The sequence below is a fragment of the Candidatus Profftia lariciata genome (genome assembly GCF_020541265.1).
Taxonomy (GTDB): Bacteria; Pseudomonadota; Gammaproteobacteria; order Enterobacterales; family Enterobacteriaceae; genus Profftia; species Profftia lariciata.
Map to the genome: position 1 here is coordinate 106,144 of NZ_CP045925.1, position 18,727 is coordinate 124,870.

At 23.5% G+C, this 18,727-nt stretch carries 9 protein-coding genes and 1 pseudogene; 6 read left to right on the forward strand and 4 right to left on the reverse strand.

Features of this window, described 5'->3' with window-relative positions; translation table 11 throughout:
* Positions 1–110 precede the first annotated feature (110 nt).
* Positions 111–1,427: an MATE family efflux transporter DinF gene (gene dinF, locus GII40_RS00220; RefSeq protein WP_226813609.1), complete on the forward strand. Its 1,317-nt coding sequence runs from the start codon at positions 111–113 to the stop codon at positions 1,425–1,427.
* A gap of 1,192 nt (positions 1,428–2,619) precedes the next feature.
* Here dinF and dnaB read toward each other — a convergent pair.
* A complete protein-coding gene (gene dnaB, locus GII40_RS00225; protein WP_226813409.1) occupies positions 2,620–4,029 on the reverse strand; it encodes a replicative DNA helicase in 1,410 nt (469 codons plus the stop codon).
* A gap of 685 nt (positions 4,030–4,714) precedes the next feature.
* Here dnaB and ung point away from each other — a divergent pair.
* Positions 4,715–5,406, forward strand: a pseudogene (ung, locus tag GII40_RS00230) (uracil-DNA glycosylase).
* 49 nt (positions 5,407–5,455) lie between these two features.
* On the opposite strand, the gene grpE reads toward ung, so the two are convergent.
* Positions 5,456–6,052, reverse strand: coding sequence for a nucleotide exchange factor GrpE (grpE, locus tag GII40_RS00235; protein ID WP_226813410.1), 597 nt, complete (start codon positions 6,050–6,052; stop codon positions 5,456–5,458).
* Between the two features lie 124 nt (positions 6,053–6,176).
* On the opposite strand from grpE, the gene nadK reads away from it, so the two are divergent.
* The 4 genes from nadK to tldD all read left to right on the forward strand — a co-directional run bounded on the left by nadK (position 6,177) and on the right by tldD (position 17,195).
* On the forward strand, positions 6,177–7,073 hold the full coding sequence (gene nadK, locus GII40_RS00240; RefSeq protein WP_226813411.1) for an NAD(+) kinase: 897 nt from the start codon (positions 6,177–6,179) through the stop codon (positions 7,071–7,073).
* Between the two features lie 1,162 nt (positions 7,074–8,235).
* Positions 8,236–8,586: an outer membrane protein assembly factor BamE gene (gene bamE, locus GII40_RS00245; RefSeq protein ID WP_226813412.1), complete on the forward strand. Its 351-nt coding sequence runs from the start codon at positions 8,236–8,238 to the stop codon at positions 8,584–8,586.
* A gap of 2,709 nt (positions 8,587–11,295) precedes the next feature.
* On the forward strand, positions 11,296–15,114 hold the full coding sequence (locus GII40_RS00250) for a YhdP family protein (RefSeq protein ID WP_226813413.1): 3,819 nt from the start codon (positions 11,296–11,298) through the stop codon (positions 15,112–15,114).
* A 623-nt stretch (positions 15,115–15,737) separates the two neighbouring features.
* Complete coding sequence (gene tldD, locus GII40_RS00255; RefSeq protein ID WP_226813414.1) at positions 15,738–17,195, forward strand: metalloprotease TldD; 1,458 nt, start codon at positions 15,738–15,740, stop codon at positions 17,193–17,195.
* Positions 17,196–17,537: 342 nt separating this feature from the next.
* Here tldD and rplS read toward each other — a convergent pair whose 3' ends face one another.
* The gene (rplS, locus tag GII40_RS00260) at positions 17,538–17,891 is read right to left on the reverse strand and encodes a 50S ribosomal protein L19 (protein ID WP_226813610.1); all 354 of its coding nucleotides are present in this window, start codon (positions 17,889–17,891) and stop codon (positions 17,538–17,540) included.
* 88 nt (positions 17,892–17,979) lie between these two features.
* Complete coding sequence (trmD, locus tag GII40_RS00265; RefSeq protein WP_226813415.1) at positions 17,980–18,723, reverse strand: tRNA (guanosine(37)-N1)-methyltransferase TrmD; 744 nt, start codon at positions 18,721–18,723, stop codon at positions 17,980–17,982.
* Between the last annotated feature and the right edge of the window lie 4 nt (positions 18,724–18,727).

The following is an 18,727-nucleotide window of genomic DNA, read 5'->3' on the forward strand; positions in this document are numbered from 1 at the left end:
TTAATATACTGATTAATTTATAATTTTTCTGAGTTTTTATTTGATAATAAATTGCTATATTGTGACGTTATTTAATAACGTTATTAATTCAATATAAACAATAATAGATGATGATATTATTTAAACAAACTGATAAAACATTATGGGCTCTTGCGTTACCAATGATTTTATCTAATATTTCAGTATCATTATTAGGTATTATTGATACTGCAGTGATTGGGCATTTAGGTAATGAAAAATATTTAGGCGGTGTAGCTATAGGTACATCAGTCACATCGTTTATATTTATGTTATTATTATTTTTACGTATGGGTACTACTGGAATAACAGCACAGGCATTTGCGATTTTTGATAAAAATGCCTTATCTTCTGCATTTGTACAACCAATGTGTTTAGCAATTGTAATAGGCATTATAATTATCATCATGCGTGATTTCTTAACAAATGGTGTATTAAATATTGTTGGTGGAGATCAGCAGGTATTAAAACAAGCTTGTTTGTTTATGCGTATTCGTTGGCTTGGTGCACCAGCTAATCTTGCTAATCTAGTTATTGTAGGTTGGTTATTTGGAATGCAATATATTCGTGTTCCTGTTATTATATTATTTATTGGTAATGTTATTAATATAATTCTTAATTTATGGTTTATAAAAAGCTTGCATTGGAACGTTATCGGCTCTGCTAGTGCTACAGTAATTACTGATTATATTGTTTTATTGCTAAGTAGTTGTTTAGTATGGCATATAATAAAGATGTATGATTTAAAGTTAATCAATTGCTACAATATTTGGCATACAAATATATATCAATTACTAGTATTTCATCGCGATATCATACTGCGTTCTTTATTACTACAATTATGTCTTGTATCAATTACTATATTAGGTGCACGTATAGGATACAAAGTAGTTGCAATAAATACAGTACTCATGAATTTTATGACTTTTACTTCTTATTTTTTAGATGGTTTTGCGTATGCAATAGAAATATATTCAGGCTATGCATATGGAGCACGTAACATATATCAATTACAAAGTATTTGGCATGCATCTTATCGGCAAGCTATATATTTAGCAACATTTCTTACTTTATTTTATACACTATTTGGTAAATATATTATTAAACTGTTAACTTCATTACCTGATATACAAGTACTTGCAATGGATTATCTTCCGTGGCAAATTATTTTGCCATTCTTTGGAGTATGGTGCTATTTATTTGACGGTATATTTATTGGTGCAACACGAGGAAAAGATATGCGTAATAGTATGGCTATATCCGTACTTGGGTATAGTGTAACACTATGTACTTTACCTTATTTAGGTAATCATGGTTTATGGTTATCTATAACAGTATTTTTATTATTACGTGGAATGTCTTTATGGATATTGTGGCAACGTCATCAGCAAAATAATACTTGGTTTTAAAATTATATCTTTTGTTGAAAAGAAGGATATATAAACATATTTAACTTTCAAAGTTGTATTAGTAATACGTACATATGTAAAATAGAATAAATTATTATATAATAATTACAAAATTTTTTAATGCTTATTAAGAATTTATTTTAAATAAAATTTAATATGCTTTTATATAATAAAAAAAATATATTATTTTATTTTTTATAAAAAATTTATTTACTTTATTAAATTATTTTATTAAATGTTTTTATTAAAAATATAGTATGATATATTCCATATATAGATCTTTGAATGTTAAATATTATTATTTTAAAGATTATTTTTTAAAAAAATAATATTTTTATTATTGTTAATATACTGCAGAAATAATACATATATAAAATTTTTTTAAAAAATTAAAATACATAAATTATGTAGTAATATTTTAATTCTTATAATAATATTCCTATTGTATAATATATTCTTGTTTTCATAAAAATAATTAGTAGTTAAATCAACATAAAGTAAATTTAACAAATTAATTAGTACAATATTTATATAAAATATAATATAAATTAATATAATTATATGATTATATAAAATTATTAGAAATAAACTAAACATATTGTTGATTTTATTAAAAATAATAATATTATTTCAGCATTTATTATCTATTGCATATTATTTCTTTTTTTATTGACGAAGATAACAATATTATTGTTAATATTAATAAATTAATATGAATACTTACACTTAATAAGTCTTATAATCTATTCATAATAAAAACATTAATATTAGTTATCTTTTTTAAAGAATACTAATTGTTTATATTTTAGTTGTTTTTTATTATATTTATAATATTATATTGTAAGTATAATTTTTATAAACAATGAATATTATATGTTAATATATATATTTTATTAAGATAGTAAATACAATTTTCTTTAATCATAATATATTTTAATTATATTTTATTTAAAAATATTCTTATAATATAGTATAATTACTAGCTAGAAATAATAGTATAATAATTATTTTGTATAGTTGCATAACACATATGTTTTACTAAAATAATTATAGTATAATAAATTTTATATCAAAATTTTTTATAAGTACTTAATATATATATGATATTGTTATTTATATAAAAACTCAATAAATATTATTATTGATTGTGATATATTATTACAATAATTAATAAAAATTAAATAGTACACAATTATTTATCATCATACTGCGGTCCTGCATAATTATCAAAACGGGAAAATTGACCATTAAAAGTTAGCAAAACTGTACCAATAGGACCATTGCGATGTTTTCCTAAAATTATTTCTGCAATACCTTTTAGATCACTATTTTCATGATAAACTTCATCACGATATATAAACATAATTAAGTCAGCATCTTGTTCAATAGAACCAGATTCACGTAAATCAGAATTTATAGGACGTTTATCAGCACGTTGTTCTAAAGATCGGTTTAATTGAGATAATGCTAACACTGAAACCTGTAATTCTTTTGCTAATGCTTTTAGTGATCGTGATATTTCTGCTATTTCTGATGTACGGTTATCTGATAAAGAAGGTACACGCATTAGCTGGAGATAGTCTATCATAATCAAGCTAAGTCCATTGTGTTCTCGAAAAATACGACGTGCACGAGAACGTACTTCTACTGGTGTAAGATCAGTTGAATCATCAATATATATGTTACGTTTTTCTAGTAGAATACTCATAGTGCTAGAAATACTTGCCCAATCTTCATTATTTAATTGACCTGTACGAATTTTTGTTTGTTCTACACGTGCTAATGACGCTAACATACGCATCATAATTTGTTCAGCTGGCATTTCAAGACTAAAAATTAATACTGGTTTATTTTGGGTCATTGCAGCATTTTCACATAGATTCATCGCAAAAGTAGTTTTACCCATCGATGGACGTGCTGCTACAATGATAAGATCAGAAGGTTGTAAACCAGCAGTTTGTTTATTAAGAGCTTGATAACCAGTATCCAGACCAGTTATTCCGTTATATGGAGATTGATAAAGTGCTTCAATACGAGCCACAGTTTTTTCTAAAATACAATCTATACTTTTTGGACCTTCATTTTTATTAGATCTAGTTTCTGCAATGTGGAATACTCGTGATTCTGCAAAATCTAATAGTTCTTCGCTGGTACGTCCTTGAGAAATATAACTTGCATCAGCTATCTCATTAGCAACAATAATAATTTCTCGTACTATTGCTCTCTCACGTACAATATCTGCATAAGCACTTATATTAGCTGTACTTGGTGTATTTTTTGATAGTTCTGCTAGATACGCAAATCCACCTACAGATTCTAATATATCGCGCTGTTCTAAAGATTCAGACAATGTAATTAAATCAATTGGCTTATTAATTTCTAGTAAATGTTGCATTTCAGTAAAAATAATACGGTGGGGACGACTATAAAAATCATTAGCAATTAGATACTTAGTCACATCATCCCAATGTGCGTTATCTAGCATCAATCCACCTAATACTGATTGTTCTGCTTCTAACGAATGTGGCGGTATTTTCAAATGATCCATTTGCCTATCGCGAGTTTTTTGATTTAGTTTATTGGTGGGTTTATATCCTACCATAGTTATAATTATATACCTTTTAATCAAAAATATTAATATACATGATAATCATTTAATATTATTTAAAATAATAAATTATTTTATTTACATCAATAAAATGAGAATTTTATTATAGTAAATAGTATAATTTTGTAAAAATTATATTAAATTTCTCAAATTTATTTATAAAATATAACTTATAAAAATATATAATAATATACTTATTAAATATTATTATTTTTTATCAAGAAATAATATTGCTAATAATATTCATTATGTATATAAATACTAATTTTTATATACTAGGTTTTATATAAATGCTTTGTATATTATATATGAATTAACAATTGTAATTAACAATACAATCTTTATAAGATAAAAATTATAAATAATAAATATAAAGTATTTAATAAATAATTTATTGTAATATTTTTTATATTTGTTTGACTTAATATACAAAAAATTAACATTTAATGTTATACTTATGTATCTAAGTACTATGAATTATTGTAATTTTATCATTAAGATTCATGCTATGTATTATATACGAAGTAATAATATATTTAAAAATAATTTAATTAAATTTAGTAATTAATCTTGTAATCATTATACAATAATATACTTTAATTGTTTTATTTAATTTACTATTATTAGTAATAATCTTTAGTTTTTAAAATATTTACTAATTAATTAAAAATCATATAGAATGAACATATTAAATAACTGGCATAATATTATTATGTCTGAGCAAAAAAAATCTTATTTTTCTAATATTTTAAAATTTATTTTATTAGAACGTCAATCTGGTAAGATTATTTATCCTGCTGAGCAGGATGTGTTTAATGCTTTTTTTTTACTGCTTTTCACCATGTTAAAGTTGTTATTCTTGGACAAGATCCTTACTATGGGCCTAATCAAGCTGATGGGTTATCTTTCTCTGTAAAAGAAGGAATGACTATACCTCCCTCTCTTATAAATATTTATAAGGAGCTACAAACTGATATTCAAGGTTTTAAAATACCTAAGCATGGATGTTTAAAAAGCTGGGCTGACCAAGGTGTTTTACTTTTAAATACTGTATTAACTGTCGAAGCAGGTAGGGCTCGTTCACATTCTAAATTAGGATGGACTATTTTTACTGACTATGTAATAACACTATTAAGTAATAATCGTACGGGAATTATTTTTCTTTTGTGGGGTGCGGATGCGCAAAAAAAGGATAAGATAATTAATTCTCAATACCACCGAGTATTAAAAGCTCCGCACCCTTCACCAAGATCGGCATATCGCGGTTTTTTGGGTTGTCATCATTTCTCACAGACAAATATATTATTAGTAGAGCAAAACATTTATCCAATTGATTGGCAACCTAGATTATCTGATAATAATAATAAATAATATATATTATGTAATAATTATTTTATTAACTTTAATATTTTAAGAATAATTATAATATATCTTTAGTTTTAGATACTACAACCATAGCAGGACGTATAATACGACCATTTAAGGTATATCCTTTTTGCATAACCATTATAACGTGATTTGGCTTATGCTGATCAGATTCCATAAGTGTCATAGCTTGGTGTATTTCCGGATTAAATAAAACATTAACATCATTGACTTGTTTTATACCGAATTTATGTACAGTATCTAACATAGATTTTAAGGTTAATTTAATACCTTCAACCATAGCTACTGCATTAAGATTTGATTGATCAGATAAATCTACAGCCCGTTCTAGGCTATCAATTACTGGTAGCAATGCATTAGAGAATTTCTCTAATGAAAACTTATGAGCCTTTTCAAGCTCTTGCTCAGCACGTCGGCGAAGATTCTCAGCTTCTGCACGAGCACGTAAGATAGTATCTTTTTCACGTTGCAGTGACTCTTGTAATTGAGATTCTAGTGCAGTAATACGCGTATTATGCATATCTATTACTGTATCTCTAGTATTACTTTGATCCTGCTCTAAGTGTTCTTGTTCGTTTTGTACATCTTGTACGTCTTTGGCATGTAATATATTTTTTTCTTGACTACTCATAAAATTCTCCGAAGTTGAGTATATATCTTATTACTTTATTTATTATAGGGATAAAATATAGCTATTCAAGAGAACCTTGTATCGACAAATGAATTAAATATATTGTAGTAAGGAATATGATGTTATGAAAAAAAACTTTAAAAGTATTGGTCTTATTGGGCATCCTCGGCATACAGCTGCATTAGCTACGCTGACTACTCAAAAGATGCTATTTTATTGGTTGGTTAGTAAAGGTTATGAAGTAATTGTTGAATACCAGGTTGCACATGATTTAAAACTTTATAATGTTACTATAGGTAGCTTAACTGATATTGGTCAACAAGCTGATCTTGCAGTAGTAGTTGGTGGTGATGGTAGTATGTTAGGAGCAGCAAGAATTCTAGCTCGTTATGATATTAAAGTTATTGGTGTAAATCTTGGTAAGATTGGTTTTCTTGCTGATTTAAATCCTAAAAATATTAAACAGCAGCTTTTAAATGTTATTAATGGTGCATATTTTAGTGAACAACGTTTTTTACTTGAGGCTCAAGTATTTTATAAAAATCAACCAAAAAGCATTGGTACTGCGATTAATGAAGTAGTATTACATCCTGGTAAAGTAGCGCATATGATTGATTTCGAAGTATATATTAATGAAACATTTGCTTTTTCACAACGTGCTGATGGTCTCATAATTTCTACGCCAACTGGATCTACCGCTTATTCATTGTCTGCTAATGGTCCTATTCTTACACCATCGCTGCATGCTATATCACTTATACCAATGTTCCCTCATACTCTATCTGCTCGACCATTAGTTATTGATAGTAATAGTAAAATTAATCTGCGTTTTGGTAAATTTAGTGATTTTCGTAATGTTCTAGAATTAAATTGCGACGGTCAGATTATCTTGCTGATCCATCCAGGAGACGAAGTAACAATTCAAAAAAGTAAGTTTCATCTTAATTTAATACATCCTAAAAAATATAATTACTTTAACATATTAAATAATAAGTTAGGTTGGTCTAAAAAATTTTTTTAAAAATTTATATTATTAACTCTAATTAATTTAGTTATTACGAAATAATGTATGTTATTTACAATAATGCTTTTTTAATTTAAATAGATATTTTCTATTATAGTGATTATCATTTAATATTATTATTTTAATAATAAGATATACCATAAAATATCAATTTAAATGAACTCGCATGTAGTATATTTTATATACTAATAAATATTATTTTTTGATTATTTTTTACAGTTTAACAGTAATTATATTTGCGTTTGTATAATTATTTTAGAAATATTAATTATCAGTATATTTTATTGTATAATAAAATTTTATTTATTCATGTATATACAATCATTCAATAAAAATTATTACTAAATAAATATTATTTGTTATTAAGCTAAAGCTTTTTGTATAAGTACATATATTTTATCTGACTATTCATTTCATTATCATTGATATATAAAAATAATTTATGTTATCTTTAATATTAAAACTAAAAGTACAATAATAATTGTAAAACTTAATGTAATTAGTTCATATATAATTAATAAAATAATAAAAATATTAATTTTAATAAAAGTTATAACAATTAAAATTAGTTAGCATTTTAAGATATGATAAAACATTTACTTCAAATAAATAATACTTATATATTCTTCAGAATATTTCTATGAGTACTTCATATTCTTAAATTAGCTAAATTTTTATTTTTAAATATTCAAATAAATATGTTTAAATTATTTAAGATTAATATTATGCTTATAAAATTAAAAAATAAATTATTTTAGAGATATCTAAAACTAAAATAATTATATTTTTTGTTAAGATAAGTTTTTCTATTGTAGACTTATTTAAAAAAAAATTATAAATTTATAATATTTTATTATCATTATTAGAAATAATGTTATTTATAAATGTGATTTTTTATAAAGTTTATTTTTATTAAGTAATATTATAACAAAATTAAGTTTTTATAAAAACAATTAGTAAACAATATTATGTATGTATATTTATGAAATATAATATACTTCAAGCGTAAATTTAACTTATATGATCAATATCATTACCTGAACATTAAAGCAATAATATTGTTTATATTAACATATAAAATAATATTATTATGTGCTTGTTTTAAATTATGTCACCATATAATATCGTTGACTTCTAATATATTTAAGAGGCAAATGATATGATACGTTATAAAATACTAATTATCCTTATTATATTAACGCTAACTTCAAGTTGCTCAACCTTTAAAAAAATTATATACCATCCAAATATTAATCAGGGTAATTATTTTACTATTACTGATACATCTCAAATATATAATGGAATGACACAAAAACAAGTAATTTATATTTTAGGTACCCCAATGTTAAAAGATTTTTTTGGCACTAAAACATGGTTTTATATTTTTCGCCAACAAAAAGGTAATATCATAGTAAATCAAGAAATATTAACTTTGATTTTTAATAGTAATAATATTTTAACTAATATTAAACATATTAAAAAAAACTTTAATAATAGTAAAGAACATTAATTATATATTATATTAGTATGTAATAAGATTTTCATAGGAGTATATTAATATAATAAATGAATATATTTAATATTTTTTAAACTAAAACAGTTTATTTTTAAAATAAATTTCATTAATATAATTAATATTAAAAATATTAATTATATAATTTAAATATGTTTACTCTTTAAGTAATATTATATTAATAATATATTTTTATATTTAATACACAAAATTCATATAATGAATATTAATAGATATTATAATATTTTATGTTTTATTTGTTTAAAAAATAAAACATAGATTTAATATTTAAATTAGATATTTTCTTTATATCAGTAATTGCAATACAATATATCTATTGTTTATCTTTTGATATATTAGTATTTAAAATATTTTATATATTATATTTTAAATTATATTTTAAATTATCAAAATCATATTTATTTTTTTTAAATATTTTTTATCAAAAAAAATTATTATATTATACATATAATATAATAATATTATGTAATTAGGTTTATCATACTATTATATTATTTATTACTTAGTATCTCTTATTTAGAGATACTACTGAAATATTGTAGATATAAAAAATATTAAATATAAATATTTTTAATATTGTATTAACAATATGTTTATATATTAATTATATATAGTTAGTAAGATTATTTTATTAAGTAATACATATATATAATATATAACAATGCTATATACATAATAAAATTACTTAGTTATTAGATTTTAAATATATTTAATTAAATTAATAAAAACACTATAAATTAAAAATTAATCAAAAGATAGAAATCTTAACATTTGATATATCTTATAAGTATTTTATATAATACATAAAATACTAATTAATCATAGTTTACGTATGAATATAAATTCAAAATATTTTATTAACTTTTAAAGAATTTAATTATCAATTTCATACCATTATATATTGTATTAATTTTATTTTTTGCATTTTAGATATATTTTGAAATAAACAGTAATAGTATATTATAAATAATAGTTTATTCATTACTATAAAATATTACATATTATTACTATAGTCATGAATAAACTATTATTTATTCTTATATTAAAACTATTTCTTTATTTTAAGTAATACATGTTTAATCTTTTACTTTAAGTTATAAAAAACTCAATTATTATATAATTAATGTTTATAAACATTAGCTGTATTTATTATGATTAATAAATTAATATTTAATCCAGTAATAATTATCATTAATTTTTTTATATATTATTAATTGTAGCATAAATATTAATAATACTCTCAATTTTATTTAAAAATATCATTATTAAATCTAATTGATAAAAAATATTTTATATGTCAAAATAATTAAAATATTTTATTAAGTTAACTTAACTGTAACATAATACTATATATTTTAAACTCTACTATTAAATAATATGTAATTAGCAATATTATTAATACGATATGTAATGACTGTACTAAATATTTAATATATTATTATATTATTATTTAATAATATATAAATTAGAAAATTAATAAGATACAAATAAAATGTAATATTAAAAAATATTAATTTTATAAAATTTATTATAATATTATTTGTATAACGTTTATATGAAAATATATATAAAATATACAAATTTTCTTAATAGATGATTATAGATATTTATTATATAAAGATATTATATAATAACTACATTATTATTTTATTTAATATTTTTTCTAAAATAATAATCATGTATATAATTGTAACTATAATATAATTACATTAAATATATAATGTAATCAAAGTATACTAGATTATATAATAAAATTTATCAGCACATATTACATTAATATGTAAGCTTTTTATATTTATTTAATTCAAAATAATATATTTTATATATTATTAATAATATTATATACATAATAAATATATATTATCTAATGTATTAGAACTTATTTAGAATGACAAAATTCTTAAACAATCAATATTGTAATTACTTATGTAATTTAAGTATGTATATAAATTTATATGATTATAGTTTATAATAGATAAATATATTTGTAATTATACAATAATATATTGTTTTTATACTATAAAAAAAATAATTTATGTAGCAAGCTTAAAATGAATTAATAATATATTAGGTATAAATTTTACTAAATTGGTGCTGAAGCTTATTATTTATAATATGTATATTTACATACACTAATTTAGTACACTCGTAGTTATTCTATTAATAATAATTCATTGGGTACTTTATATCAATAAATAACATATTTTTTATTGCATAAATTTTAAAAAAATATGTTATATTTTATTAAGGTATAATATTTTTTTAAAAAATATTTAATATATAGTTTATTGATGAAATTACATTAATAATATTAACTATACTAGTTATTATAAAAATATATTAAATGATGTCAATTCTAACAATACATAATATTTACTTTATATTATATATAAATCTATTAAATTATTTCCCATAGATTATAAAATAATCAAATCTATTAAAATCATCAGTTATATAAAATTTTATATGTAATATTTTAAGTATATTATATTTCTAATAATATATAACTATTGGTAGTTATATGTTATTAGTTCAATACTTGAAAAGTATTTTTTATTTTAAAAATGATTAATATAACAATAAATAATGTAAATTAAGATATCTTAATATACAGAATAATATGATGTAACGTAAATATGAGGTAATGTTATTTCAAAATGCAATAATAAGTTCAAAAAAAGGAACTTGAAAAGATTATTTCAATATTTACTATTAATATTACTTGTATTCATTGCAATCATAATAAGCAGTTTACGCTTGGTATTACCTCATATTAATTATTTTCGCCAACAAATAATAGAAAACATTCAACATTATTATGGTACTGTAGTAAAAATTGGAGCATTAAATGCTAGTTGGCAATCTTTTGGCCCTATATTAGAAGTATATAATATTTCTTGGGCTCAAGCAAAAATCAATATTAATATTCGACATATAACTGTAGCTTTAAATATTTGGCAGTCTTTATTACATTGGAATTGGCATATACGTAATCTAACATTATATTATTTAGACGCTAATAGTAATAAGCCGTATAATTTTTTATTATCTGATATACAGAAAGTACAAAATAATACTATTATCCGTTATTTACTCCATAATTTTGAAAATTTTATTTTACATAATAGTAAGATTTCTTTTACTAACTTATCTGGTCTACAGATTTACATCGATATTCCTAAATTAATACTTGTAAAACATAATACTCGTCATCGTGCTGAAGGAAAAGTAACTTTTTATACTAATTTAGGTGAGTATAGTAAAGTAAAAATCTTAATGGATTTATATAATACACAAGATTTATTAACTTCTGGTCAAATATATTTACAAGCTGATGCAATGAATATGAATTCTTGGCTTAGCCGATGGATAAAATATAATATTGGTATAAAAAATAATAAATTTAGCTTAGCAGCTTGGTTAACGATCACTAATAATAATATTAAAAATAGTTATATTTTCATAAAGCATGGTCAAGTTAACTATAGTACGGTAGATAAACAACACACGCTTACAATGAAGAATCTATATATACAATTAAATCGTATTGTTAGAGGATACACTTTCTATATTCCACAGCTAAATTTATATACTGATGGTATAGCTTGGCCACAAGGTACTTTTAGTGCTTTGTATCATCCTACAAGTATCCAGCATATAGGTTATTATAATGATGAACCTGCGGAGTTAAGACTACGAGCAACTAATTTACAATTAGAGTGTATGGAATCAATTTTACCAACTATAGCGTACTTTATACCAGATGTTATAATGTATTGGGAAAAAATAAAACCCAAAGGACATATTGATTGTATAGGCTTAGATATTCCCTTGCATAATATAGAATATTTGCGTTTTATTGGTATATGGAACGATATTAGTTGGAAAGCATATAAATTATTCCCTGGAGTAAATCACTTTAATGGTAGTATTTCCGGTAGTACAATGCATGCAGGATTAACATTTTTTTTAAAAAATAGTATTATTTTTACAAAAAATATGTTAATTCCAACAAGAATAAAAATAAATTATGCTAGTGGATATACTACATTTTTTAGAACTGATCAAGGATGGTTGTTATCAGGTAATAATATTAATATACAATCCCACATATTATCAATGAATGGATCATTTAGATACCAATATCTTGTTAATCAATATTCATGGTTAAATATTTTACCGGATAGACATTTATATAATTATATACATAAATGGCAATATTTTCCTATATCATTCATGAACAAATACTTTTTAGACTATGTTATTAAAACATTAATACGTAATAATATTGATACCGAAACCATAGTCTATAAAAAAAATTTATATACTTTTCGTTATAAATATAATTATAAACCAGTAAAAAATATCTCACTATTAAGTGATACAAAAATTTGTTATTACCCATATTGGTTGTTATTAGGCAATCCTAAAACAGAATTATTATATTTTGATGATTGGTTATGGATATCTGGTATTAATCTAAATATGCTAAAAAAGATTCCAGATAAAAAGATAACCAAATTAACGCCTAATTATCAGAAAGAAAATTTTTCTATTGATGCTAATATTACCGGTTCATATAATATGATATATAAATTATGTAAATATTGGTTGTTTACTAATACTATAAGAAATGTTCTAGATAATCTTGAATGTCATGGAGATATCAATACATCTTTACATATCAAAATACCTTCAGATAAAACAAAAATACAAATAAAAGGCGATATTTTTTTTAAAAACAACTCCCTACTAATCAAGCCATTAAATAATCATTTTACACAATTAAATGGATTATTACATTTTGAGAACACAAATTTTACTAGTAATTTAATGCGTGCTAATTGGTGTGGTCAGCCAGTTAATTTTACAATTACCACCACTACAATTAAAGATGAGATGAATATTAATGTTTTATTAAAAGCATATTGGCATCTTTCTAAATTATCATTTATACCTATAGAATTCACTAAATATATTAATGGTTATGCACCTTTATATACTAAAATATTTTTTAAATTACCGTATCACGGTCATTTTTTGTATAATATTCAGTTAAATTCAGACCTAAAAAATGTAAAAAGTCAATTACCCATTCCCTTAAATAATAAAATAAAAAAAGAACAGTTACCATTAATTATTAACGTTAAAGGTACTTTGAATAGTCTAAGATTTTCAGGAAAATTAGGTCACAGTAATTATTTTAATAGTGAGCTGATTATCCAAAAATACAACATAAAACTAGTACGAGCCATATGGAATTATAATACCTTAAATATTCCAGATCTCCCACCGAGCAAATTATTAAGGTTAAGTTTACCTGCATTGAATAGTGAAGAATGGCTAACAGTGTTAATACCTACGTTAGGAAATATATTTAAAGATACAAAATATACTTTTAATTATCCACAAACATTAAATATTAGTATACCTCAATTAATATTAGGGGGTCAAATATGGCATCAATTAATAGTATCTTCCTCAAAAAAAGAAAATGGTGTTCATGTCATTGTCAAAGGTCATGAAATTAATGGCTCAGCTGTTTTTGATCAACATAATACATTTAAAGCTAATCTTGCATATCTTGATTATCACCCAGAATGGAACAAAATATCATTGAATAAAAATTATTTAATATCTATGTTTACTAAACTAGAATCTTCTTCCTTTATTAAATACCCTAAAATTATATTTAGTTGTAAAAATTGTTTGATTATGGGCCAACATATAAATCAAGTTGACTTTAATTTTATAATGAAAAAAAATTATTTAGAACTAAATCACGGCTTTATTAATACAGGTAATACTAAACTTATGTTTACTGGTTTGTGGAATAAAATAAAAGGGAAAAATTATACTTTTCTAAAAGGTAATCTAGAAGGAGATAATATTACTCGTAGTAGTAACTATTTTGGCTTTCGTTTATTACCAAAATATTCATCTTTTAATATTTATTTTAAATTAAATTGGATAGGTCAACCATGGAGACCGCAAATAAATTCTCTTAATGGTACTCTAAGCAGTACTTTAGGAAAAGGTGAAATTGATCATGCTGGTGGTGGTCGTACTGGTCAGATATTACGTTTGGTGAGTTTTGATGCCTTACTTCGTAAAATAAAATTAGATTTTAGTGATATATTTGGTCAGGGATTTTACTACGATAGTATTCATGGCAATGGTAAATTTAGTAATGGTATTTTAGTAATTGATGATTTATTGGTAGATGGTTTATCTGCTGATATAGTAATGAATGGATCAGTAAATTTAGTAACACACTATATTAACATGAAAGCGATAGTAGCACCAGATTTATCAACTACAGTAGGAGTAGCTACTGCATTTATTATTAATCCTACTGCTGGAGCAATATTATTTGCTGCATCAAAAATTTTTTCATCATTTTGGAATAAAATATCTTTAACATGTTATAATATTAGAGGAGATTTAAATCATCCATTTATTAATAAAATTTATGTTAAAAATAATATATCAAATAGTTCATAACATACTATTTTATACAAAAATATAAATAAAAATATCAAATTATTATTTGATGAATATATTATATTGAAATATAATATTAAATATTATTAAAGATAAAAAATATTTTAATAAATTAAGTAAGTATCATATAAATATTCATTAGTTATTAGTAGAAAAAATATAATTTAAATACCATTATATTTTTTTATTTATATATATTTATATTTTTAGTATATTAATATATATTTAATATGAATCAATGAAAATATGTTTATATCATATTCATAATATTTATTATTTATATAAAAAAATAAAGATATCTAATATTAACTTTTAGAATACTTGACATTTATACCATGATATATCACTATAAAATATTTAAGGCAAAGTAGTATAATAGCTTTGTATAGTACAATTCGTATTATAATATATTTATATTAACATATTTATTTGTATACTTATAAAACAAAATATTTTTTAAAATTATCAATTTAATAAGTGATATTCTGTATATTATATTAAATAATTAATACAATATAATATTAAGATTCTAAATTATACAAAATATTATTTTTTTAAGCATTTATTATAAATGCTTATAATATTATAACTAAAATTAATTTTTAATAAAAGAGTATAAAATTATGAGTTTGACGTTTGTTAGTGAGCAGTTGCTCACGGCTAATCAACTAAGTCATAAAGATCTGTTGTTAATATTAGATATACTAACTGATCGTCAGATTGATTATGCTGATCTATATTTTCAGTATAGTTACCATGAATCTTGGGTACTGGAAGATTGTATGATTAAAAATGGTTCATATAATATCGATCAAGGAATTGGTGTACGTGCAATTAGTGGCGAAAAAACAGGTTTTGCTTATTCAGATCAAGTTACTTTAAAGGCTCTACATCAAAGTGTTCAAGCTGCTAAAAGCATTGTTCCTCAACAAAGCAGAAACACTACTAAAAATAGTTCATTTAAAAATAATATACAATATAACAAATTATATTCAGATATTAATCCCCTGCACAGTATCTCACGTGAAGATAAAATTGCTTTATTACATCACATAGATCATGTGGCACGTACTGAAGATTCTCGTGTACAGGAAGTTTCCGCTAGCATTACTGGTACGCACGAACTAATTTTAGTCGCTGCTACCGATGGTACATTAGCAGCAGATATACGCCCACTAATACGTCTTTCAGTAAGTGTATTAGTCGAAGGAAAAGATGGACGTCGTGAACGAGGTACCAGTGGTGGTGGTGGTCGAACTGGTTATGAACATTTTTTTACATTCGTAGATAATATGATGCGTGCTGATATATTTGCTAGAGAAGCAGTGCGTATAGCATTAGTGAATTTGTCAGCAATATCTGCTCCAGCTTGTTCAATGCCAGTAGTTCTGGGGGCTGGTTGGCCAGGAATATTACTTCACGAAGCAGTAGGACATGGTTTAGAAGGAGATTTTAATCGTCGTGGTACTTCAGTATTTAGTGGTCAATTAGGGCATTTGGTAGCCTCTGAATTATGTACAGTAGTAGATGATGGCACCATAATGGATCTTCGTGGTTCTTTAGCAATAGATGATGAAGGCGTGCCTGGTCAATATAATGTGCTTATTGAAAAAGGTATTTTAAAAGGTTTTATGCAAGACAAGATGAATGCTCATCTTATGGGACTATCATCAACTGGAAATGGACGACGAGAATCCTATGCTCATTTACCAATGCCACGTATGACTAATACCTATATGCTATCAGGAAAATCTAGTCCACAGGATATTATTAATAGCGTGGAATATGGTTTATACGCGCCAAATTTTGCTGGTGGTCAAGTAGATATTACTTCTGGACAATTTGTTTTTTCTACTTCAGAGGCTTATTTAATAGAAAAAGGACATATAACTAAACCCGTTAAAAATGCTATGCTTATTGGTTCTGGCATTGAAGTTATGCAACAAATATCTATGGTTGGTAATGATCTTACTCTAGATCAAGGAATAGGTATTTGTGGAAAAGATGGACAAAATATACCAGTTGGAGTTGGACAACCAACACTAAAATTAGATGCAATAACGGTAGGAGGGACCGCATAAAAATATCTCTTATCTTATAAGATAAATTTTATTTATATTTTTTCTATATTTAAAATTACTACTTTATTAAAATGCATACATTAAATAGTTGTTTCTAAATTATTTATATATAATATAATTAATTATTTAATTATAATAATATTAATGATAACTCGTGTAATTCACTATGTAATAACTTTTTCAAACATTATTATTGAATAATAAATATATTGTTATTAGAAAGTATAAATAAATAACATTTAATAAAATTTTATTTAGTATTTTTTGTATTTTAAATAAATATAATAATTATATTATTGTATTAACATAAATATCTAATATTATTAGATATTTATGTTTTATTTAACGACCTAAACGTTCTTTAATGCGAGTAGCTTTACCAGTACGTTGACGAAGATAATACAGTTTTGCTTTACGAACAGATCCACAACGTTTAATAACAATATTTTCAATAATTGGTGAATGAGCTTGAAAGACACGTTCAATACCTTCGCCATTAGAAATTTTACGAACAGTAAATGCAAAATTTAAACTTTTGCGCTTACTAATAGCTATGACTACACCTTCAAATGCTTGTAAACGTTTTTTAGAACCTTCTACAACCCATACTTTAACTTCTAGAGAATCTCCTACACGAAATATAGGTATTTTTTGTTTTATTTGTTCTTCTTCTATTTGTTGAATAATTTTGTGTATCATATAAGTATCTTTTGAGGTTACATGTATTAATATTTATATTATTTTAATTGTGTTATAATAGGATTAACAGTAAATCTATAGTATTTCATTTAAAATAATATTCTTTTTGGAACTGATCTAATAGTTTTTCTTGCTCTTCATTTAGCGTTATTTTCTTTAAAAGATCCGGTCTTTTGATCCATGTGCGCCCTAAAGACTGCTTTAAACGCCAACGACGAATATTTTCATGATGTCCAGATAGTAACACTTGAGGTACGGCCATGTCTTCTAATACTGCAGGACGTGTGAAATGTGGATAATCTAACAAACCATGGGCAAATGATTCTTCTTCTAATGAAGAAGAATCATTAAGTACTCCTGGAATAAATCGTGATACAGCATCAATTAATACCATAGCAGGGATTTCACCTCCACTAAGGATAAAATCACCAATGGATAATTCTTCATTAATTTCTGTACAAATAACTCGTTCATCAATACCTTCATATCTACCACATACTAGAATAAATACTTCATTTTTTATTAATTGATATAGATATTGTTGTGTAAGCTTGTAACCTTGTGGTGATAAATAAATAACTTTAGTGGATTTTCCAGCTACTTCTTTTGCTGCATGTATAGCTTTTCTTAAAGGTTCTACCATCATTAACATACCTGGACCACCACCATAAGGACGATCATCAACAGTACGATATCTATCACAAGCAAAATCACGAGGACTCCAGTATTGTACTTGTAGTAGTTGATTTTTTATAGCCCGACTAGTTACGCCATATTCTGTAAGTGCGCAAAACATTTTAGGAAACAAACTAATTATTCCGATCCACATAATG